This window comes from Sphaerisporangium fuscum (genome assembly GCF_018531465.1).
Classification (GTDB): Bacteria; Actinomycetota; Actinomycetes; order Streptosporangiales; family Streptosporangiaceae; genus Sphaerisporangium; species Sphaerisporangium fuscum.
In genome coordinates this window covers 19,801-40,068 of sequence record NZ_JAHDTF010000048.1, presented here as the reverse complement: position 1 = coordinate 40,068, position 20,268 = coordinate 19,801, and the positions used below count along the sequence as shown (strand labels likewise).

The following is a 20,268-nucleotide window of genomic DNA, read 5'->3' as shown; positions in this document are numbered from 1 at the left end:
ACGTGCACCTTTCGTCTCGCACTGCTGCCTTGCGGGATGCCGGCTAGGGGGTCATGGCCTGGTCAGCGGAATGAGCACCTCATCGACGATGGAGGCGATCTCGCCGGGGTCCACGAGACCGCCCTCCCATGCCTGGAGGAGGATCAGGCGTGGCCCGACTGAGACAATGCGCGGGGTGAGGCTGCGGGGTGCGGCTTCGCCGCGTTCGACCGCCTGGCGCAGGACGGACAGCAGTACTTCCTGGTGCGGGCGGATCACCAGCCGGTGGACCTGCTCGAACAGCTCGGGATGGCGGTGGCGGTGGGCGATGAGCGGGAGCAGCGCGCGGCCGCGCGGCTCGTCGAGCGCCCGTACGAAGTGCTCGAGCAGGGCGATCAGGTCATCGCGCAGTGTGCCCGTGCCGGGCGGCGCCGGCGGGTCGCCGAAGCCGGTCGCGGGGTCGCTCAGCGCGGCGAGGACGAGTTCGGCCGGGGTGGACCAGCGCCGGTACAAGGCCGCTTTCCCGGTCCCGGCCGCGGAGGCGATCTTGTCGAACGTCAGCTCCTCGAAGCTGCTCTCGGCCAGTTCGCTCAGGACGGCCTGGAAGATCGCGGTGGTGAGGGCGTCTCCGCGGCGGCGGGTGGGACTCATGAGGACGGATATATCACGCACTTCGCCGTGCTAGCCTCCGTTAGTGAACAAAACTGTTCCTTATTTGAGGCGGGTGGCCCATGTCCACTGACGGCAGGACAGCCTTGCGCAATGTGCGGGTCTTCGATGGCAGACGGCTCGGCGAGCCCCGTACCGTCGTCATCGACGGTCCGCTGATCGGCGACGATCCCGCAGGGGCGGAGGAGATCGACGCGGCTGGGGCGGCGCTGCTGCCCGGGCTGATCGACGCGCATGTCCACCTGCACGGCCCTGGGAACCTGGTCGCCCTGGCCGCCTGGGGAGTGACGACCGGGCTCGACATGGCCTGCTGGCCGGCGGAGCGGGTGGCCTCGTTGTGCGAGGCCGGGGGAGTGGCCGACTTCCGTACTGCTGGACTGCCCGCGATCGGGCCGGGCGGCCACCACGCTCGCATGCCGGGAATGCCGCCGGAAGCCGTCATTCTGACGGCAGCCGATGCCCGGCGGCACGTCGAGGCGCGGGCGGCGGAGGGTGTCGACTACATCAAGGGCGTCGCCGAGGCTCCCGGCGAGGGCGGGCCGCCCGCGGACGCGCTGCGCGCGCTGGTGGAGGCGGCACGCGAGTACGGGCTCAAGACGATCGTGCACGCCGCCACCCCGGGCGCCTACACGATGGCCGTGGAGTCGGGAGCGGAGTTCGTCACGCACACGCCGATCGCCGGCGGGGTCCGGGCGCAGGACGTGGCCGCGATGAGGAGCACCGGCCAGAGGTCCATCCCGACGATCACCATGATGGAGGCGTTGCTCACCGCCTTCATGACGTCCGGCCCGCCGCCTGGGCGGGCCGACCACCTGGGGGAGGTGCTGGGCGACGTCGGCCGTCTGCACCGGGCCGGTATTGAGATCCTCGCCGGGACGGACGCGAACGCCGAGCCGTCCGCGCCGCTGCCCGTGCCCCACGGCGAGAGCCTGCATCACGAATTCGAGCTGATGGCGCGGGCCGGAATGACGCCGGTGGAGATCCTGCGCTCGGCGACCGTGCTGCCCGCCCGCGCCTTCGGCCTGGCCGACCGGGGCGCCGTCCGGCCGGGTATGCGGGCCGACCTGTTGCTGGTCAACGGCGACCCGACCCGGGACATCACGGCCACCCGCGACATCCGCGCCGTATGGTGCGCCGGCCACCCCGTCACTCCGGCCGCCGCTCGCGAACCCTGAACCTGAGCGGCCGCACGAGCGGAGGTTCCCGCAACCGCGGCGGCGTCAAGCAGGTCGAGGCAGTACCGCCACAGGCCGGCGACGGCCCCGCAGTCAACAACGGCGCGCCTCGACGGGACGGATCGACCGGCTTCCTGAAGGCCACGTCACGTCACCGCTGCCGCCCACCGTCACTCAAGCAGCATCCGCCGTATTCGCCAGGAAAGACCGGTTGACCTCGATCAGGTGATCAAGCGCTTCCCTTGCGGCCGTGAGGCTGTCGATCGTCGATGTAAGGCGGGTTCGCTCATGATTCATGACGGCCATGGCCTGCAGGGCCTTGGCCGTGGTGGGCTCCGACATGCAGGGGACCATCTGAGCGATGCTCATGGTGGACATGCCGGCGGCTAGGAATGTCTGAATCAGCGCCACCCGCTGGACGTGATCGTCGTTGTAGCACCGCTGGCCGCTGGGCGATCTCGTGCTGACCAGCAGGCCCTGCTGCTCGTAGTAGCGCAGCGATCGACGGCTTGCTCCTGTCCGGGCGGACAGCTCACCGATCCGCATCTCAACTCCTCGTGTGCATCGGGTCACAATGCCTTGCCCATGACATCGATGTGAGCGTTTAGCGTAACCCCGTAGCTCGCAACCCGACGCCGGGGCAGGCGGCCGCCTCCCCCGTGCCGCGAGGACGAAGGAAGCAAATCATGATCAAGTTCGCTTACATGATCAACCGTGTCGGGGGGATGACCCTCGAGGAATTCGTTGATTATCACCGAAACCACCACGCCCCATTGTTCGCCTCGATCCCGGAGGCGCGACGGTACGTGAAGAAGTACACCGTCTCTCACCCGGTTCCCGCCGACGGCTACCCGAGCCCCGGCTACGACGGCCTCACTGAGATCTGGTTCGAAACCTGGGCGGACCATGACGCCTTCTTCGGATCGAAGAATTACAAGGAGCTGCTGAACCCGGACGAAAGCAAGTTCATCGATTTGGATTCGGTGGTGGTCATGGTCACCGAAGAAAAGGTCGTGATCTGATACGGGCCGCCGGGGGAGCTGGACGACGAGGCGGAGCCTGTCGTCCAGCTCCGCAGCGAACGGCTCAGGACGCGGCCGTCATGCTTCTTCTCTGCTTGATCGTCTTGGTGATTCGGGTGGTCAGCCTGTTGCACCTCCCGACGAATCGGCCACCTCGACGCGCTCCACAGCCTCGCCGACCAGGTCGCCGGCGACCGCTACAACCCGGTCGGAATGAGCACCGTCAACCACTGAGCGCTCACCCGGCGCGGATGCCGACGCCGGGCGGGTGGCTTGCTGCTCACGGCTTCACCATCGTGCGGACGAATGTGGCCGCGCGGGTCATCGCCGCGTCGGCCTCGTCCCACGAGGCGGCGAATGACTGGAAGACGTGTGTCGCCTGCGCGGTGACGTCTAGCGTCACCGACACGTCGGCCGCCACGAGCCTTGCCGCGAGCCGGGTGGAGTCGTCCAGCAGCACCTCGTCAGAGCCGACCTGGATCAATGTGGGCGGCAGACCGTGCAGGTCCGCGAACAGCGGGCTGTGCTGTTCTGCCGCGGATGCGTCGCCGAGGTAGTCACGCACGCGGCGTTCGAGGGCGGTGCGGTTCACGATGAAGTCCGCCTCGGCCCTGGCCGTCATCGAATCGCCACTGAGTGTGAGGTCAACCCACGGCGAGAACAGCAACGCCGCGGCGGGCATCGGCTCGTCGGCGGCGGAAAGAGCCGCCAGCAGGCCGAGCGCCACCCCGCCGCCGGCCGACTCGCCGGCGACCGCCACCCGTTGCGGATCGACGCCGGAGGCGATCAGGGCGCGATAAGCGCGTACCGCGTCGTCGGTGGCGGCAGGGGCGGGATGCTCGGGTGCCAAGCGGTAGTCGATGGTGATCACCCGTGTCTGTGACCTGCGGGCCAGGTCTGCGACGATCCCCAGCGAGCTGCGCGCCGACCCGAAGACATACGCCCCGCCGTGGAAGTACAGGACGGTGCCGACGCGGGGCTCTTCCGCGAGTTCGACCAAGAGGCCAGGGATCGTGTCGTAGTGGGCTTCGGTGACGATGACGTCCTCAGGGACAGGATGGTGGGACAACAGCTGCTCGAACAGGGCACGCTGTTCGTGGACCGCACCGCCGAGGTCAAGGGGGGACGACGCGCGAAACTGCCGGATGGCCTCTCGCTGCTCACGGCTCATATCTGCTCCTTGCTGTGGGTTCGGTCGGCTCTGTTCCGGACGGGTCTTGAAGGTGTGAGCTCAGACGGCCCGGGCGTGCTCAATGAGAAGGTCGGCGAAGGCGTCCGGCTGGTCGATCGGGGTGATGTGACCGCAGTCCTCAAGCAGGTGCTGGGTGAGGCAGCCGGTGATCGGTTCGAGTTGGCGGGCGGTGGCCGCGCCGATCGCGCCACCGCCGATGGCGAGGGTCGGCGTTGTCAGTCGCTGGTCCTGCGCCCAGTTCCCGATCCATTCCGCGGTGGCCGGCACCGCGCGGTAGTGGTCGAAGGCATTGCCGAGACTCGTTTTGCCCCGATATGCCTCGACGATCACCCGTGTAAGGTCTGCCGGCAGACCTCGGCGACTGCCGGCGGAGAGGAAGAAACGGACGTAGCGCTCCGCCGAGTTCTCCAGGACGTCCTCGGCCAGACCACCGGGCGCCTGGTGGAAGCCGAACCACCACGGCAGCCCCTGCCGTAGGAAGGCCTCGGCGCCGGGCAGAAGTCCGATCAACCCTTCGGACAGGGTCAGGCTGGTCACGCGCTCGGGCGACGATGCTGCCAGGGCGAATGCCGGAGTGACACCTAGATCGGTGCCGACGACGTGTGCCTCGCGGTCACCTAGGACGTCCAACATTCGGAGCAGGTCCGTGGCGATCGCGGATGCCTGGTAGCCGCGGACGGCGGGTGTGCTGTCGCCCAGCCCGTGCAGGTCCGGCGCGAGGGCCCGGAAACCTGCCGCGGCCAGCCGGGGTGCGACATCGCGCCAGATCGCGCGGGTGTGCGGGAAGCCGTGCAGCAGCAGTACGGCCGGCCCCTGCCCGAGAGTCTCCACGGCGAGTTCGACCCCGTCGATCGGTATCCGGTGCACGGTCGCGCCGGGAAGGTGGGGGGAAAGAGTCATCTGGCGCACAGGTGCCCTCCTTGATTACGCTTGGGAACGTGGTAACCGTAGGAGACCGTTCAATGAACGGGGAAGAAGGCACTTTTCCGACACGAGGTGACTTCGTGGTAACTGCCTCGCGGCAGGGGAACTTGTTCGATCCTCTGTGCCCGACACGGCTCCTGCTCGACCGGGTGGGGTCGCGATGGACGACCATGGCGGTGCTGTCGCTTGCCGCCGCCGAGGGCGAGCTGCGGTTCACCGAGTTGAAGCGCGAGATGACCGGTGTGTCGCAGAAGATGCTGGCGCAGACCCTCAGGGCGCTGGAACGAGACGGACTTGTCGATCGTCGTGTCGAGGCGAGCAAGCCTCCACGGGTGTACTACCGTCTGACCGGCCTGGGCGCCACGCTCGTCGCGCCGCTGCGAAGTCTGCGAGCCTGGGCTGAGCAGTACATGCCCCTGATCCAGCACAACTGCGACATGTTCGACGCCGCCGACCGCCCGGACGGCCACGGCTAAACAGCCGTGAGCCGACGAAGGACTCCTCCAAGCTGCGTGATACTGCGTTGGCATGGATTTCGAAAGGCGGGTGGTACACCGCCAAGATCAGTGACCTCTTTTCATCCTCGGGCGACCTCGTAGTTCTGCAGAAGAGCGATGGCCTTGCAGATGTGGTGACGCGATCACCTGGATGTTCATCCCATGCACGCGGTGCTTGCCGGCGATCATCGCAGGGAAAATGGCGCACAACCTCGTGTACTTCTGTCCATAGCCGCGATCTTCACGGCGTGAACGGGTGCGCCGCCACCCGGCCATGGCGTTCCGCCCACCGGGCGAGGGATCGGCCGAGCCGGCGGGGTTCAGTGCGGGAGCACCCAGCTCGGCACCCAGGTCCCGGGGGCGCCGTGGCCGGTCGTCGTGGTGGCGAGGTGGGTGCGGAGGGTGGCCAGCGCGGGGTGCGGGTTGTCGCGGTGCCACAGGAGCGAGTGCGGGTAGACGGGTGTCGGGTCGGTCACCGGGATGCGGCGAAGGCCGTGGCCGGCGGGCCAGACCAGGCGGGTGTGCTCGCCCATGAAGGTGGCCAGGGCCGGGGTGTCGGCGATGGTGTCGAGGAGCGCGTCGGAGCCGAAGTTGGGGCCGGTCGCCTCGATGGTGAGGCCGAACTCGGCGACGAGGTCGTCGTAGTAGGCGGCCCACTCGGTTCCGGGGACGAGGCCGGGTATCCAGATCCGGTGCCCGGCGAGCTGGGCGACGGTCACCGACCGGGCGGACGCCAGCGCGTGGGCGGGCCCGGTGAAGAGCTGCAGCTGCTCGTCGAGCACCCGGACGGATTGGATGTCCTCGGGAAGGGGCCGGCCGGGCATGGCGACGGCGCGGAAGGAAGCGTCGATCGTGCCGGACCGAATGGCGGCGAGGGCCGTCTCGACATCGAACAGCATCACCACGTCGAGCTCGATCTCGGGGTGCGCGCGGTGGAAGGCGCGCATCAGGCCCGACGCCGCGGTGCGCGAGGCGATCATGTCGACGCGCAGCGGACGGTGACCGGTGCGCACGGACGCGACCGCCCGCTCGGCGACGCGCAGCAGTTCGCGCGCGTGGGGCAGGAACGCCTGCCCGTCGATGGTCAGCTCGGCGCCACGTGCGGTGCGGGTGAACAGCCGTACGCCGAGGTTGCGCTCCAGCGCGGCGATGCGCTTGGAGACGGCCTGCTGGGTGACCGCCAGCTCGGCGGCGGCCTCCTGGAACTGCCCCGCTTCGGCGGCGGCGACGAAGGTCCGGACGGCGTCGAGGTCCATGCGGACACCTTATGCGTACAACCGTTGGTTGTGGCCGACGGCCTTACCGTTGTTTGATCCCCAGTCAGGGTGCTCGCTTTGATGTTTCCGATCGCGGATCGGTTGTACGAGTGAGTGACGAGGGGCGGCGGGCATGGGGAACGGGCACCGGTTGGGGCGGCGGTTCGGGTGGCTCTGGGGAGCGTACGGGACCAGCGCGCTCGGCACGTGGCTCGCCTTCGGCGCGTTCCCGCTGATCGCGCTCCAGGTGCTGCACGCCGGACCGGCGGAGGTCGCGGCGTTGTCCTCCGTGGGGGCGGCGGTGGGCGCGGCCGTGGCGGTGCCGCTCGGCCCGTGGGTGGAGTTCCGCCGCAAGCGGTCGGTGCTGATCGGGATGGACCTGGTGCGGTTCGCGGCGCTGCTGACGATCCCCGCCGCGTTCGCGCTCGGTGTGCTCTCCTTCGCCCAGCTCCTGCTGGTCTCGGTGGTCGTCGCGGCGGCCGACATCACCTTCCGCGCCGCCTCCGGCGCGTACCTGAAGACCCTGTTGCCGGCTGAGGACCTGCTCGTCGCCAACGCCCGATTCGAGTCCACGTCCTGGACGACCACGATCATCGGACCGCCGCTGGGCGGTGTCGCGATCGGGCTCCTCGGCCCGGTGGCGACGGTGGTGGCCGACGCGGTCAGCTACCTGCTCTCGGCCCTGGGCATCCGCGCGATGGGCGGCCAGGAGCCACGGCCCGAGCGCCGGGAGACCGCGCGCATGCGGGCCGGGGACCTGCTCGACGGGTGGCGGTACATCCTCGCCGACCCGACGCTGCGCCCCCTGTTCTTCAACACCGCCTTGTTCAACGGCCTGGTGATGGCCGCCGACGCGCTGCTGGCCGTCCTGATGCTCGGCCGGCTCGGGTTCGCGCCGTGGCAGTACGGCCTCGCCTTCGCCGTACCCTCGATCGGCGGGCTGCTCGCCTCGCGGCTGGCCCGGCCGCTCGTCACCCGGTTCGGGCAGCACCAGGTCCTGGTCGCGGCCGGGACGCTGCGCGCGCTCTGGCCCGTCGGCCTGGCCTTCGTGGGGCCGGGCACCGGAGGGCTGCTGCTGGTGATGGGCGTCGAACTCGGGCTCATCTTCTGCTGCGGGGTCTTCAACCCCGTGTGCGCCACCTACCGCCTGGAGCGCACCGCGCCCGACCGGATCGCCCGCACGCTGTCCGCCTGGTCGGTGACGACCAAGGCCTCGACGGCGCTGCTGACGGCCGCATGGGGCGTGCTGGGCGGCCTGCTCGGCCCGCGCGCGGCGATCGGCCTGGCCGGCGTGCTCCTGCTGGCGACCCCACTGCTGCGCCCCCGGCGCGCCGCGGCGCCCCTCGCCGAGCCGGAGCCGGAGCCGGAGCCGGCGCCGCACCGCGCCTAATGGGCCGCCACGACCGTCACCCCGGCACGCGATCTCGCGTGTCAGCCCCCATCGACACAAGGAGAGAAAATGACCGTCACGATCCCGGCGCTGGACCCGCGGACGACCGCACTGCTCGTCATGGATTATCAGCAGGGTGTCCTGGCCTCGCTCCCCGGGCCGGCCGATGCGGAAGGGTTGGTGTCACGGGTGGCCGCCGCCATCGCGGACATGCGCGCGCACGGCGGCGTCATCGCCCACGTGCGCGTCGGGTTCACCGAAGCCGACTGGGCGGCCATCCCGCCCGCCAACAAGACCTTCACCTTCATCCGCCGCCGGCATCTCTTGCACCACGAGGAGCCCGGCACCGCCTTCCACGACCGGCTCGCTCCCGAGCCCGGTGACATCACCGTCCGCAAGACCCGCTTCGGCGCGCTCTCCACCACGGACCTGGACCGGCGACTGAGGGATCGCGGAATCACCACCCTGGTCATCGCCGGCCTCACCACCAGCGGCGTCGTCCTGTCCACCGTCACCGACGCCGCCGACCGCGACTACCGGCTCTACATCCTGTCCGACGGCGTCACCGACCCGGATCCGCAAGCCCACCAGACCCTGATGACCAGCGTCTTCCCGAGGATGGCCCACATCATCGACACCGCCGGACTGCGCTCACTCCTGCACGACGGCCATCCCGGCGAGGCGAAGACCGGCAGGGCATGACCGTGTCGGGGGATCGCTGTCAGCGGCCAGATCCCGGCTCTGGCCGCTGACGGGTGCCGGCGTCGCCGTCGCACGGCTGGGAAGTGGATCGGGCTTTGCGACGGACTAGTGGTGTACCTGAAAGAAGGGACGCCATGCGGATGACCGCTCCCCCCGATACAACGGGAAGACTCGACGACGCTGTGCTCATGGAGCAGTCACGGCATCGGCCCGAGTCCTTCGCCGCGCTGTACGACCGCTACTTCGGCGACATCTACCGCTATGTCGCCGCGCGGGTCGGACCGCAGGCCGCAGATGACCTGGCGTCCGAGACGTTCCTGGTCGCCTTCCGCAAACGGGAGGACTTCGATCCCGACCGTGGCGCCGTACGCCAGTGGTTGTACGGGATCGCCACCAACCTCCTCGCCCACCATCGCCGAAGCGAGACGCGGAGGCTGGAGGCGCTGGCCAGGGTGCCGATGGAGGACCCGGCCGAGAGCGAGCACGCGGACAGGGTGGCGGCGCAGGTGACCGCGGCAGGTGCCCAGCACCGGCTCGCGGCAGAGCTCAGCCGGCTGCCTGATGGCGAGCGAGACGTGCTGCTTCTCGCCGCGTACGGCGATCTCAGTTACGAGGAGATCGCTCAGGCCCTCGACGTCCCCTTGGGCACCGTCGCTTCCCGGCTCCACCGGGTGCGTAAAAGGCTGCGCGCGGCGCTGGACGACATCACCGCTGAGTCTGGAGGATCTGATGGATGAGTTGCGTGATGACCAAGACTTCCGTCATCTGGTCGAGCCGCGGCATGTGGACGCGGTACTCCAGCTGCTGGGGACTCATGAACCGCCACTCGACGCGGTCGCCGAGGGCCGTGCCCGGCTGCTGGCCGAAGCGGCTGCGACCACCACGGTCGAGCGGCCCGCACCTACCCGGAAGCGGCGGAGAGGCCGGCTGGTCGGCGCCGGGCTGAGCCTGGCCATGGCCGCCGCGGTGGCGGTCATCGCCCCCGGGCTGTTGTCCGACAACACGCTCTCCGTCGTACCCCGGCCCAGCGCGTCGTCGTACCCGAGGGTCGAGCCGACTGCCCGGCAGATCCTGCTCGCGGCCGCCGTCGCCATGGAGAAAGCCCGTGCGAGCGGCGACTACTGGCGCACCGCGACCGTCCACCAGTGGATGTTGACCGACCCCACCCGCAGCTATGTGCTCGAGGGCAGGCGGTCCCTTGAGACGTGGCTGGCGAAGCGGCCGGATCTGCAGTACTGGCGCATCCGGCAGGATCTCGGTGTCAAGCCCGCGACACCGCAGGACGAGGCGGCCTGGCGGGCCGCGGGGGCGCCCACCAGCTGGCGATACCCCAAGAACATGAAGACGGAGAACCTGTTCTCCGTCCCGTCCGAGCCGCTGGAGGCGGCGGCGGGTGAGCGAACCGCCGAACTGCTCCACGGCAAGTGGAAGGGCTCGGCCGGTGACATGGCGGGGGACTCGATGACCTGGAAGGAGGTGCGCGCGATCCCGAGCGAGCCCGACAAGCTCCGGAGCTACCTGGAGGAGCGCATCGGCCGGCTGGAGCCGGCTGGATCCGGGATGGACGTGAAGGAGGCGAGGGCGTACATCCTTCTGCGGGACTGTGTGGGCATCATCAGTGGCCTGCCGGCCTCGCCCGAGGTTCGTGCCTCCGCGTACCGGATCCTTGCGTCTCTGCCCGGCATCCGGGCCGAGGGGGAGAGGACGGACCCGCTGGGCCGGCGCGGGCAGACGCTCAGCTATCAGGAGGAGATAGAGCCGGGCCTGTTCACCCGGGTTCAGCTCGTGGTCGATCCAGGCACCGGCCTGCTTCTCGCCGAGGTGAGGACGAACACGACCAAGCTCGCGAACGGGCGGCGGGCGGAGCTGCGTCTGTCCACCTCGTTCCAGGCGATCGGCTGGACCGACGAACGACCCGAACTGCCCGCACGCCGGGAGTGAACCGCTCATCAGCAGGTACGCGTGCTCGCCACAGCCGGTGCTCGCGGACGCTTCGGCGACTCTGATCGCGGACCGCGCGCTGCGCGGATGTCCCGCACCGGCTCCACGTGGATGAATCTCAACGCCGCGTACGGCCGGCGTTCGGGGTCGCGCACAGCGCGTCGTCGATCAGCTTGTCCTCGGCCTGTGCCACGCGCAGGACGTGGTCCGGCGATTCGGCGATCGTGCCCGACAACGACACCGTGACGCTGCGGCGGCCGTCGGCGGTGACACCGGCGGCGCTGATCCAGCCGGAGTCGCCGCCCTCGTGGCCCCAGTACCTGCCGCCGCACGACAGTGGGCGTGAGAAGAGCCCCAGCCCGTCACGGGCGCCCGGCATGAGCGGTTCGAACTTCTTGCCGACTGGAATGGTGTGTTTCATCTGCGCCAGTTGTGCCGGGGGCAGGAGCCGGCCGCCGAGTAGGGCGCGGAAGAACCGGTTGAGATCGGCGGTGGTCGAGACGAGTCCGGCCTCTCCATTTATGCCCGAGCTGACCTGCTTGGTGACGTCCACGAGTGGTCCGCCGGGCTCGAACCTCTGATAGGTCTCGGCATGTGGCTGGGGCAGCGTGGGTGAAGTACCCGGCCAGAAGGTGTGACGGAGGCCGAGCGGCCGGACGATCCGGTCCCGTACCTCCTCATGCCAGGGGTGTCCGGTGACCCGCTGGATGATCATGCCGAGCAGGACGTAGCCGGTGTTGGAGTAACTCCATTTTTTTCCGGGCTGGAAGTCCGGGCGGTGACGCATCGCCCTGGCGACGATCTGCTTCGCGGTGTAGTGGTCGTATCGGTGCCGGTAGAAGTCCTTCGCCGAGGTGTAGTCGGGGTAGTCGTCGTGGATGCCGCCGGTGTGCTGGAGCAGCTGCCGGATGGTGATCTCGCGGCCGTCGTTGCCGTTTCCGGACACCACGCCGGGCAGCCATCGCTCGACCGTGTCGTCCAGGGAGAGCCTGCCGTCGCCGGCGAGCCGCAGGATCACGGTGGCCACGAACGCCTTGGTGACGCTGGCGATCGGGAAGTAGCCGTTCAAGGGGACCGGCCGCCGGGTCGTCACGTCGGCGACGCCGCTGGTGGCGGTCAGGTTCCGGCCGTCAGAGGTGATCAGGCGGGCCTGGACGCCCGTCACGCCGAGTGCGGTGATCGCGGCGGCGTCGCGCCGAAGCCGGGCCTGGTCGTCGTGCCGGCCGGCGGCGCTCGCGGTGGGCACGCCGGCAGCGAGGGTTCCGGCCACGATGGCGGTCAGGGCCAGATTTCGCCGGATGGATCGGCCACGCCGCCGCGGTGAATGAATCGGTGAACTCGTCATGGTCGTCGACGCTAGATCCGGAGGGGAAAGCGGACGATACGGCTCACTGGTGCGAAAAAGGGGTAGTGGGCTGTAGTGCCGGGCTCGGTCGCCATGGCCCAGACTTGTGCCGGTGAACCACCATGGGGCCGGTCGGCTTTCGACGATGTGGCGCGGTCTGGGCTACCTGCTGGGAAGCCTGTTCGCCGCCGCGGTCGCCCTGTTCGCGCTGCCCGTACTCGTCGTCCCGGCGATGGCTCACGCCTGGGCGTCCTGGCATCGTCGCCGCGCCGACCGGTTGCTGCTCTCTCCGCGTTCTGATCCCGTCCGTGTCGGGACGTGGCGGGTTCTCGGATGGCTGTGCGCGTCCATCGTGACCGGTCTGGCGTTCGGGCTCGTCGTGGTGGTCTGCGTGGGCAACGCGGTGACCACGGCCGTCACGGTGCCCTTGTGGTGGGCGTTGCCCCCCGGCACCCCCGCGGGCGGCTTCGCCTTCGGCGTTCCACTGTCCGGGTGGGGGACGGCGCTGACCCTGGGGACCGTACAGTTCGCCATCTTCGCGGCGCTGACCTGCTGGCTGGTTCCGCTGCTGGCGCGTCTGCACGCCCGGATCTGTGTCGCGTTACTGTCCCCCTCGACCGCCGAACGGTTGGCGCAGCGTGTGGAGACGCTGACCGAGACGCGGGCCGATGCGATGAAGGCGCACGGCGCGGAACTCCGCCGGATCGAACGTGACCTGCACGACGGCACCCAGGCCCGGCTGGTGGCCATCGCGATGCGGCTGGGCGTGGCCCGTGAGTCGCTGGGCGAGGACCCGGAGATGGTGGGCAGACTCCTGCGGGAGGCGCATGAGAGTACCGAGGAGGCCATGGCAGAGCTCCGAGAGGTGATCCGGACGATCTACCCGCCGATCCTCGCCGACCGCGGGCTCGCCGGGGCGCTGACCGCCCTGGGGTCCCGATCGGCGATCGGCACCACCCTCGACATCGGCGACCTCGGCGCGATCCCCGCCGCCGTCGAGGCCGTCGCCTACTTCACGATCGCCGAGGCGCTCACCAACGCCGCCAAGCACAGCCGGGCCACCCGGACCACCGTCCGCGTCGCGCGCGCCGGCGATCGGCTGTCGATCGAGGTCACCGACGACGGGATCGGCGGCGCCGACGAGACGCTGGGCACCGGCATCGCCGGAATCCGCCACCGCGTCCTGGCGCTCGACGGCACCGTCCGCGTCCACAGCCCTGCCGGTGGCCCGACCACGATCACTGTGAGCCTGCCGTGCGAGTCGTGATCGCCGAGGACAACGTCCTGCTGTCCAGCGGGCTGGAACTCCTGCTGACCGCCAGGGGCTTCGACGTCGTGGCGATCACCCAGGACGCCCCCGGCTTCACCACCGCCGTCACCGAACACCGGCCCGACGTCACGATCGTCGACGTACGGCTACCGCCGACCTTCCGTGACGAGGGGATCCACGCCGCCCTCCACGCTCGCCGCCGGTATCCCGGCCTGCCCGTGCTCGTACTCTCCCAGTACGTCGAGCAGCAGTACGCCGGCGAGCTGATCTCCGATGGACGCGGTGGTGTCGGCTACCTCCTCAAGGACCGGGTGAGCCGGGTGAGCGAGTTCGTCGACGCGCTGCGGCGGGTCGCCGACGGCGGCACCGTCATGGACCCCGAAGTGATCGCGCAACTCCTCACCCGCCACGCCCACGACCCGATCGCCGACCTCACATCACGCGAACGCCAGGTGCTCGCCCTGATGGCCGAAGGAAAGGACAACACCACGATCGCGGCCCGGCTCGTCATCACCGAGAACGCCGTGCACAAGCACATCGGCAACATCTTCGCCAAGCTCGGCCTCTCACCGGACGACAGCGGCCACCGCCGCGTCCTCGCCGTTCTCAGCTACCTCAGCAGCCAGGGCCGAACACCTCGTTGACGAGCCTCTGCGTCGCCTTCTGGAACGCCTCGGCCAGCGACATCGCGGCGTCGTCCACATAGGTCAGCGAGGCGGTGAGGGTCTTGGCGCCGTCGGGTGTGCTGTACATCAGCGCCGCGGAGCCCGCGATGCCGCCGTTGTGCGTGATGACCTTGCCGCCGTCGGGGCCCGCGTCCTGCACGAAGACCCCCAGGCCGTAGCCGAGCTTGGGATGCGGCTCGCACATCTCGGCCAGCAGCGGGGCCGGCAGGAGCTTGCCGCCCATGAGCGCCGAGATGAACGTGTGAAGGTCCTGGGTGGTCGAGATCATGTCACCGCCGGTGGAGATCCAGGAGGGGTTCTGGCGGGTGACGTCGACCGTCTTCTCCTCGCCGTCCTCCTCGTACCGGTAGTAGGCGTGGGCGTGCGGCTCGGGGATCTCCGGGTCGGAGTCCGGCACCACGGTGCCCGACAGGCCGAGCGGCCCCAGGATCAGCCGCTGCATCTCCTCGGCGAGCGAGCGGCCGGTGACCTTCTCGATCAGCAGCCTGGCCAGCACGTAGTTGGTGTTGGAATAGCTCCAGTCCGTCCCCGGCTCGAACCGCGACGGCTTGGACAGCGCCAGCCGTACCAGCTCCTCCGGCCGGTAGGTCTTGAACCGGTCCTCCACCCACTCGCGGCCCGACCAGACGATCCCCGGCACGACCGTCCCGTCCTCGTAGTACTCGCCGGTGAAGTTGAACACCCCGCTGGTGTGCTGCAGCAGCATCCGCACCGTGATCCGCCGGTCCAGCCCGAACTCGGGCAGGTGGCCGGCCACCGGGTCGTCCAGCCCGATCACGCCTTCGGCCACCAGTCGCAGAACCAGGGCCGCGGTGAAGGTCTTGGTGGTGCTGCCTATCCGGAAGTGCCCGTTCGTCGGCGGCTTGGCGGTCTCGCCCAGCTCGCGCACCCCGGCGCTGCCCACCCATTCGCCCCGCTCGTCGTTTACGCGCAGCTGCACCCCGGCGAAACCGGAATCGACGATCTCCTGGATGGCCTTCTCAAGCTCCGGACGATGAGGCGCGTTCGTTGAACCGTTCATGGCATCCACCTTCGCCGACCGCTCTGATACGGCACTGTTGCCGCCCTGACACGGCCACTGACACGCCACCGCGTGGTCGGCAGGAGGGCCGCCGGCCACTGCTGGTGGGCGCGGCCGGAACCGGGCGGAACTCGCGGATTCCGAGCGGACAGGAACCGGCAGAGAAGCGGAAAACCCGCTTCGCACCCTGAGGAAAGAGGGCATCTGCCATGAGACGTGCTGCACTCCTGCTGGTCGTCCCGCTGCTGGCACTGGCGACGGCCTGCGGGGGGACGTCGACGTCGAGCCTGGACGCGAGCTCGTCCGGCGGGTCGGCCGCCGCCCCGAGTGACGCCTGGCTCAAGTACGCCAAGTGCGTTCGGGAGCACGGCGTCAAGGATTTCCCCGACGACCCCAAGAACCTTCCGCAGGGTGGGATGCAGATCCCCGACAAGGCGAGCAAGGCCTGTGAGAAGTTGATGGAGGGCGTCGGTCAGCGGGTCGACACCAAGGATCCCAAGTACCTCGACAAGATGACCAAGCTCGCCAGGTGCATGCGCGAGCACGGCATCGACTTCCCCGACCCCGGCCCCAACGGTCAGCTGCCGCCGCCCGGCTTCAACGGCGGAAACCAGGCGAAGTTCGACGCGGCCGGCAAGGCCTGCGCTTCCGCGGGCGAGAGCCAGTGAAGCGGGGCCCTGTCGTGGCGGGGGTGCTGGCGGCCGTCCTGGTCGCCGGTGCCGCCGCCGCGGCGGTGACCTTCGGTGGTTCGCCGCGGACCGCCGCCGCGAGCCCCACGCTTCCCCCGACGGCCGACGTCGTCCGGGGTGACCTCGTCGACACCGTGGCGGTGGACGGGACGCTGACGTTCAGCGGCGATCGGAAGATCTTGGCCGGCGCGTCCGGCACGGTCACCTCGGTGGCGCGGATCGGTTCGGTGATCAAGCAGGGCGGCACGCTGTTCACCGTGGATCGCCGCCCGACGGTGCTGTTGCGGGGCAGGCTGCCGCTCTACCGCACGCTCAGGCAGGGCGTTTCCGACGGGCCGGACGTCATGCAGCTGGAAAGTGCCATGAAGGCCCTCGGGTACGGCCGTGAGATGACCGTCGACCGGCACTTCTCCTGGGCCACGCGGCAGGCCGTGCGGCGCTGGCAGAAGCACCGCGGTATGAAGCAGACCGGCGAGGTGGACGTGACGCAGGTGGTCTTCCTGCCGGGCGACGTGCGGGTGACGGATACGAAGATCTCCGTCGGGGACCGTACGGCGCCGGGCGGGCAGGCGATGACCGTGAGCAGTACCCGGCAGGTCGTGCATGTCGACCTCGACGTCGACAAGCAGGACCTGGTACGCCGTGGCGCGCGGGTCTCGGTGGAACTGCCCGAAGGGCGGAAGGCCAAAGGGAGGATCACCTACATCGGGGCGGTCGTGAAGCGTGACAACCCGAAGGACGCCGGCCAGAGCGGCACGAGCACCGTCGAGGTGGAGATCGAGCTGAGCGGCGGGAAGAAGGCCAGAGGGCAGGACCAGGCGCCGGTGACGGTGACGCTGGTCAGCGAGCGCCGTCGGAACGTCCTCAGCGTGCCGATCGAGGCCCTTCTGGCGCTGCGCGACGGAGGGTTCGGAGTGGAGATCCTCCAGCCGGACGGTCGCCGGCGCACGGTGAGCGTGAAGACCGGCGTGTACGGCGGTGGCCGGGTGCAGATCACCGGTCCTGGGCTGCAGGCCGGCACGAAGGTCACGGTGCCCGCCGCATGAATCACCTCCGTACACCGATCATCGAGGCCGAAGGAGTCACCAAGCGCTACGACGGGCAGGTGGACGCCCTACGCGGCGCGGATCTGCTCGTCGAGGCCGGTGAACTGGTCGCCATCGTCGGCCCGTCCGGTTCGGGCAAGTCGACCCTGTTGCAGTTGCTCGGCACCCTGGACCGGCCGACCTCGGGCACCGTGAAGATCGCCGGGTACGCCGTCGGGGAGCTGTCGGACTGGCAGCTGTCGGCGCTGCGCACCTCGCGCATCGGGTTCGTCTTCCAGCAGTTCCACCTGACTGCCGGCATGTCGGCCCTGGACAACGTGGCCGACGGGCTGCTGTATTCGGGTCCGCCGCTGAAGGTCCGCCGCGAGCGGGCCAGGGCCGCTCTCGAGCGGGTCGGGCTCGGCCACCGGCTGGACCACCGGCCCCACCAGATGTCCGGTGGAGAGCAGCAACGGGTCGCCATCGCCCGGGCGGTGGTCGGTGACCCTCCGCTGCTGCTGGCCGACGAGCCGACGGGGAACCTGGACTCGGCCGCCGGGACGGAGGTGCTCGCCCTGCTCCGGGACCTGCACGCCGAGGGCACCACGGTCGTCATCATCACCCACGACATGGAGATCGCCGAGTGGAGCCCCCGGCGGGTGCGCGTGCGCGACGGCCGCATCGTCGCCGACGACGGACCGGGCACGGGACGCCGCAAGGTGGAGGCCCTGGTGAAGATCGATCGCCATGACCTGGCACAGCAGGGAGAAACGCGATGACGGCACGCCTGCTCACCCCGGCCCGGCTGCGTCCGCGGGACGTCGCCAGGGTCGGCGCCGCCGGTCTGCGAGCCCGGCCGGGGCGAGTCGTCCTGTCCGCGCTGGGCATCGCGCTCGGGATCGCCACCATGATCGCGGTGATCGGCATCTCCGCGTCGGGTCAAGAGCAGCTGCTCCGCCGGCTGGACCGGCTCGGCACCAATCTGCTGCGCGTGGAGGCCGTGAGCAGCTTCACCGGGCAAGAGGTGAAGCTGCCGGCGAGCGCGGTGGGGATGGTGCGGCGGATCGACGCGGTCGTGTCGGCGAGCGCCACCGGCAGCGTCGGCGTGTCGGTCCGCCGCACCGACCGCATCCCGAAGGAGCGGACGGGCGGGCTGTCGGTGCAGGCCTCGACTTTCGACCTGCTCACCACCCTCGACGGGAAGGTCAAGAGCGGCGACTGGCTCAGCGCGGTCAACGCTCGCTACCCGGCCGTGGTGCTCGGCTCGGTGGCCGCCGAACGACTCGGCATCAACGACGTCGGAGCCCAGGTCTGGATAGGTGACCGGTGGTTCACCGTGATCGGCGTCCTGGACGCGATGCCACTGGCCCCTGAGATCGAACGCTCCGCGCTGATCGGTTTCTCCGCCGCGGAGAGATACTTCGGATTCGACGGACACCCGACGACGCTCTACGAGCGCTCCTCGGAGGAGGCGGTGGACGCGGTCCGCGGTCTGCTGCCTCGCACGGTCAATCCGGAGAATCCCGGCCACGTCGCGGTCTCCCGCCCCTCGGACGCCCTGGTCGCCCGCGCGGCGGCCTCGGACACCTTCACCGGTCTGATGCTGGGCCTCGGCGCGGTCGCCCTCCTGGTGGGCGGCGTCGGTGTGGCGAACACGATGGTGATCTCGGTCCTGGAACGCCGCCGAGAGATCGGGCTGCGCCGTTCTCTCGGCGCCACCCGAGGGCAGGTCCGTATCCAGTTCCTCACCGAGTCGCTGATCCTGTCGGCCGCCGGTTCGGGAGCGGGGCTGTTGCTCGGCGCGCTGGTCACCATGGTCTATGCCCTGTCCCAGGGCTGGCCCGCGGTGGTTCCGCTCTGGGTGCTCGGGGGCACGCTGGCCGCGACGCTGAGCGTCAGCGTGATCGCCGGCATCTACCCCGCCGTACGGGCCTCCCGGGTGCCCCCCAGCGTCGCCCTGACCATGGTTTGATGCATCCCGCCTCGAAAGGCGATTTCCTGCGAACTTCTTTGGAACCCGAGGCGGGACTGCGGACAGTCCTCTATGTGGATATGGATGCGGACGTGGAGATACGGCGCCGGATACGCGACGGGGATACCGAGGCCTTCGAGTGGCTCTTCGACGAGTTCGCTCGAATGGTGTACGGTCACGCGTTCCGGCTGACGGGAGACTGGTCGGTCGCCGAGGACGTGATGTCCCTGACCTTCCTCGAGGCCTGGCGGCTCCGGCATCGGATCGCCCCCGACCAGGGCTCACTGAGGCCATGGCTGCTCGGCATAGCCACCAACGTGGCACGCAACACCAGGCGGGCCGCTCGCCGGTACGGCGACGCCGTGGCCCGTATGCCTGGCGGTGACTTCGTCCCCGATTTCGCCGACGAGGTGGCGGGACGGGTCGACGACGCCGGGCAGCTGGCCCTGATCCGGCGCGCTTACGCCAAGCTGCGGCGCCCGGAACAGGAAGTCTTCACACTGGTCATCGCCTCAGGCCTCAGCTACGAGGAGGCGGCGCAGGCGCTCGGGATCCCCGTGGGCACGGTCCGGTCCCGGTTGTCGCGGGCGCGCAAGAAACTGGAGAAGTTCATGGCCGAGCATGGATGGCCCGAGCCGCCGCAAGAAGTGGGAGGCCGCCACGTCGTCGAGGTCGCCTTCGTGAGGGAGGAGTGCAGATGAACGGCGCCGAGAGAGAAGAACTGGCCCGGTTTCAGCCGTATCCGGTGGAACCCGAACTCTCCCAGACCCGGTACCGGCAGCACAAGCAGCTCCTGATGGCCACCATCCGCCGAGACGCCGGCCGGGCCGAGCGCGGGCGGCCGGCTTGGCGGCTGCCCCGCCCCGCCCTGCTCGCTTCGGCGCTGGCCGCCGCCGTCACCGCCGTGATAGCGGTGCCGCTGGTCCTGGGCGGCGGTCAGCCGGCGTACGCCGTCACCAAGAAGAACGACGGCACCCTTTTCGTCGCCATCAGCGAGGCCAAAGACCCCAAGGGCCTGCAGGCGAAGCTGCGCAGCATGGGGCTGAACGCCGTGGTCGACTACGTGCCGCCGGGCAAGAAGTGCAGCCCGCAACCGCGCAGCCGGAACCTGCTGCCGCTCTCCCAGGCCCTGCTGGCCGATCCAGCGGCCACCCGGAAACCGGACGAGTTCACGATCGACCCGAAGGTGGTCAAGAGCAACCAGACCGCGGTGCTGGAGTTCAGTATCAGTGAGAGCCCCGGCAGAGTGATCAACAGCATTTGGGCCCGCGTGGCCGACGGCCCCGTGGCCGACTGCACCCTCGTCGACGATTGACGCCGCCCCCGCCCCGGAGCGTACGGCCCCCTCGGTAGATCAGCCACGAAATCGCCGACGTGCCGTCACCTTCCGTAGCATCGGTTCGCCGTATCCGTCTTGTGCTCGTAGGGGATCGGCCTACTTCTGCGATTGAAAACGGGGAGCTCCCCGCTTAGGGTGGGCAGGGAACCGGGGAGGTCCCCGTTTGCTGTTCGC

General features: G+C 69.6%; 22 protein-coding genes. 15 read left to right on the top strand and 7 right to left on the bottom strand.

Going from position 1 to position 20,268, the window contains the following annotated elements; translation table 11 throughout:
* Positions 1 to 51 precede the first annotated feature (51 nt).
* Complete coding sequence (locus KIK05_RS42705; protein ID WP_214416630.1) at positions 52 to 630, bottom strand: TetR/AcrR family transcriptional regulator; 579 nt, start codon at positions 628 to 630, stop codon at positions 52 to 54.
* A gap of 113 nt (positions 631 to 743) precedes the next feature.
* On the opposite strand from KIK05_RS42705, the gene KIK05_RS42700 reads away from it, so the two are divergent.
* The gene (locus tag KIK05_RS42700; protein ID WP_214416629.1) at positions 744 to 1,823 is read left to right on the top strand and encodes an amidohydrolase family protein; all 1,080 of its coding nucleotides are present in this window, start codon (positions 744 to 746) and stop codon (positions 1,821 to 1,823) included.
* 174 nt (positions 1,824 to 1,997) lie between these two features.
* Here the strand turns inward: KIK05_RS42700 and KIK05_RS42695 are convergent, their stop codons facing one another.
* On the bottom strand, positions 1,998 to 2,369 hold the full coding sequence (locus tag KIK05_RS42695; RefSeq protein WP_214416628.1) for a MerR family transcriptional regulator: 372 nt from the start codon (positions 2,367 to 2,369) through the stop codon (positions 1,998 to 2,000).
* A 140-nt stretch (positions 2,370 to 2,509) separates the two neighbouring features.
* Here KIK05_RS42695 and KIK05_RS42690 point away from each other — a divergent pair, with 140 nt between their 5' ends.
* Positions 2,510 to 2,845: an EthD domain-containing protein gene (locus KIK05_RS42690; RefSeq protein ID WP_204052833.1), complete on the top strand. Its 336-nt coding sequence runs from the start codon at positions 2,510 to 2,512 to the stop codon at positions 2,843 to 2,845.
* A gap of 280 nt (positions 2,846 to 3,125) precedes the next feature.
* Here KIK05_RS42690 and KIK05_RS42685 read toward each other — a convergent pair whose 3' ends face one another.
* Positions 3,126 to 4,016, bottom strand: coding sequence for an alpha/beta hydrolase (locus KIK05_RS42685; RefSeq protein ID WP_214416627.1), 891 nt, complete (start codon positions 4,014 to 4,016; stop codon positions 3,126 to 3,128).
* A gap of 60 nt (positions 4,017 to 4,076) precedes the next feature.
* A complete protein-coding gene (locus tag KIK05_RS42680) occupies positions 4,077 to 4,937 on the bottom strand; it encodes an alpha/beta fold hydrolase (RefSeq protein ID WP_250564392.1) in 861 nt (286 codons plus the stop codon).
* A gap of 131 nt (positions 4,938 to 5,068) precedes the next feature.
* On the opposite strand from KIK05_RS42680, the gene KIK05_RS42675 reads away from it, so the two are divergent.
* On the top strand, positions 5,069 to 5,437 hold the full coding sequence (locus KIK05_RS42675) for a winged helix-turn-helix transcriptional regulator (protein ID WP_250564385.1): 369 nt from the start codon (positions 5,069 to 5,071) through the stop codon (positions 5,435 to 5,437).
* Positions 5,438 to 5,778: 341 nt separating this feature from the next.
* Here the strand turns inward: KIK05_RS42675 and KIK05_RS42670 are convergent, their stop codons facing one another.
* Positions 5,779 to 6,714, bottom strand: coding sequence for a LysR family transcriptional regulator (locus KIK05_RS42670; RefSeq protein WP_214416624.1), 936 nt, complete (start codon positions 6,712 to 6,714; stop codon positions 5,779 to 5,781).
* Between the two features lie 133 nt (positions 6,715 to 6,847).
* On the opposite strand from KIK05_RS42670, the gene KIK05_RS42665 reads away from it, so the two are divergent.
* The 4 genes from KIK05_RS42665 (at position 6,848) to KIK05_RS42650 (ending at position 10,747) form a co-directional block, all read left to right on the top strand.
* Positions 6,848 to 8,104 (top strand): MFS transporter, encoded by a 1,257-nt coding sequence (locus tag KIK05_RS42665; RefSeq protein ID WP_214416623.1) that lies wholly within the window; start codon positions 6,848 to 6,850, stop codon positions 8,102 to 8,104.
* 69 nt (positions 8,105 to 8,173) lie between these two features.
* The gene (locus tag KIK05_RS42660) at positions 8,174 to 8,806 is read left to right on the top strand and encodes a cysteine hydrolase family protein (protein WP_214416622.1); all 633 of its coding nucleotides are present in this window, start codon (positions 8,174 to 8,176) and stop codon (positions 8,804 to 8,806) included.
* A gap of 188 nt (positions 8,807 to 8,994) precedes the next feature.
* Positions 8,995 to 9,543 carry an RNA polymerase sigma factor gene (locus KIK05_RS42655; protein ID WP_250564384.1) on the top strand — a complete coding sequence of 183 codons (549 nt, stop codon included), beginning with the start codon at positions 8,995 to 8,997 and terminating at the stop codon, positions 9,541 to 9,543.
* Complete coding sequence (locus KIK05_RS42650) at positions 9,536 to 10,747, top strand: CU044_5270 family protein (RefSeq protein WP_214416621.1); 1,212 nt, start codon at positions 9,536 to 9,538, stop codon at positions 10,745 to 10,747. Before KIK05_RS42655 ends, KIK05_RS42650 begins: the two co-directional genes overlap by 8 nt.
* Positions 10,748 to 10,865: 118 nt before the next feature.
* On the opposite strand, the gene KIK05_RS42645 is transcribed toward KIK05_RS42650, so the two are convergent.
* On the bottom strand, positions 10,866 to 11,993 hold the full coding sequence (locus KIK05_RS42645) for a serine hydrolase domain-containing protein (protein ID WP_214416620.1): 1,128 nt from the start codon (positions 11,991 to 11,993) through the stop codon (positions 10,866 to 10,868).
* Positions 11,994 to 12,237: 244 nt separating this feature from the next.
* Here KIK05_RS42645 and KIK05_RS42640 point away from each other — a divergent pair, with 244 nt between their 5' ends.
* Complete coding sequence (locus KIK05_RS42640; protein ID WP_214416619.1) at positions 12,238 to 13,359, top strand: sensor histidine kinase; 1,122 nt, start codon at positions 12,238 to 12,240, stop codon at positions 13,357 to 13,359.
* Complete coding sequence (locus tag KIK05_RS42635) at positions 13,347 to 14,006, top strand: LuxR C-terminal-related transcriptional regulator (protein WP_214416618.1); 660 nt, start codon at positions 13,347 to 13,349, stop codon at positions 14,004 to 14,006. Before KIK05_RS42640 ends, KIK05_RS42635 begins: the two co-directional genes overlap by 13 nt.
* Here the strand turns inward: KIK05_RS42635 and KIK05_RS42630 are convergent.
* On the bottom strand, positions 13,978 to 15,069 hold the full coding sequence (locus KIK05_RS42630) for a serine hydrolase domain-containing protein (RefSeq protein ID WP_214416617.1): 1,092 nt from the start codon (positions 15,067 to 15,069) through the stop codon (positions 13,978 to 13,980). The genes KIK05_RS42635 and KIK05_RS42630 overlap by 29 nt on opposite strands.
* A gap of 209 nt (positions 15,070 to 15,278) precedes the next feature.
* On the opposite strand from KIK05_RS42630, the gene KIK05_RS42625 reads away from it, so the two are divergent.
* From KIK05_RS42625 to KIK05_RS42600, 6 genes are all read left to right on the top strand, one after another.
* Complete coding sequence (locus KIK05_RS42625) at positions 15,279 to 15,737, top strand: hypothetical protein (protein WP_214416616.1); 459 nt, start codon at positions 15,279 to 15,281, stop codon at positions 15,735 to 15,737.
* A complete protein-coding gene (locus KIK05_RS42620; RefSeq protein ID WP_308250368.1) occupies positions 15,734 to 16,804 on the top strand; it encodes an efflux RND transporter periplasmic adaptor subunit in 1,071 nt (356 codons plus the stop codon). Before KIK05_RS42625 ends, KIK05_RS42620 begins: the two co-directional genes overlap by 4 nt.
* Entirely contained in the window at positions 16,801 to 17,562 is a 762-nt protein-coding gene (locus KIK05_RS42615; protein ID WP_214416615.1) for an ABC transporter ATP-binding protein, read from the top strand. Before KIK05_RS42620 ends, KIK05_RS42615 begins: the two co-directional genes overlap by 4 nt.
* A complete protein-coding gene (locus tag KIK05_RS42610; protein ID WP_214416614.1) occupies positions 17,559 to 18,755 on the top strand; it encodes an ABC transporter permease in 1,197 nt (398 codons plus the stop codon). Before KIK05_RS42615 ends, KIK05_RS42610 begins: the two co-directional genes overlap by 4 nt.
* A 92-nt stretch (positions 18,756 to 18,847) precedes the next feature.
* Positions 18,848 to 19,456 carry an RNA polymerase sigma factor gene (locus tag KIK05_RS42605; RefSeq protein WP_214416613.1) on the top strand — a complete coding sequence of 203 codons (609 nt, stop codon included), beginning with the start codon at positions 18,848 to 18,850 and terminating at the stop codon, positions 19,454 to 19,456.
* Positions 19,453 to 20,070, top strand: coding sequence for a hypothetical protein (locus KIK05_RS42600; protein ID WP_214416612.1), 618 nt, complete (start codon positions 19,453 to 19,455; stop codon positions 20,068 to 20,070). Before KIK05_RS42605 ends, KIK05_RS42600 begins: the two co-directional genes overlap by 4 nt.
* The last annotated feature ends 198 nt before the right edge of the window (positions 20,071 to 20,268 follow it).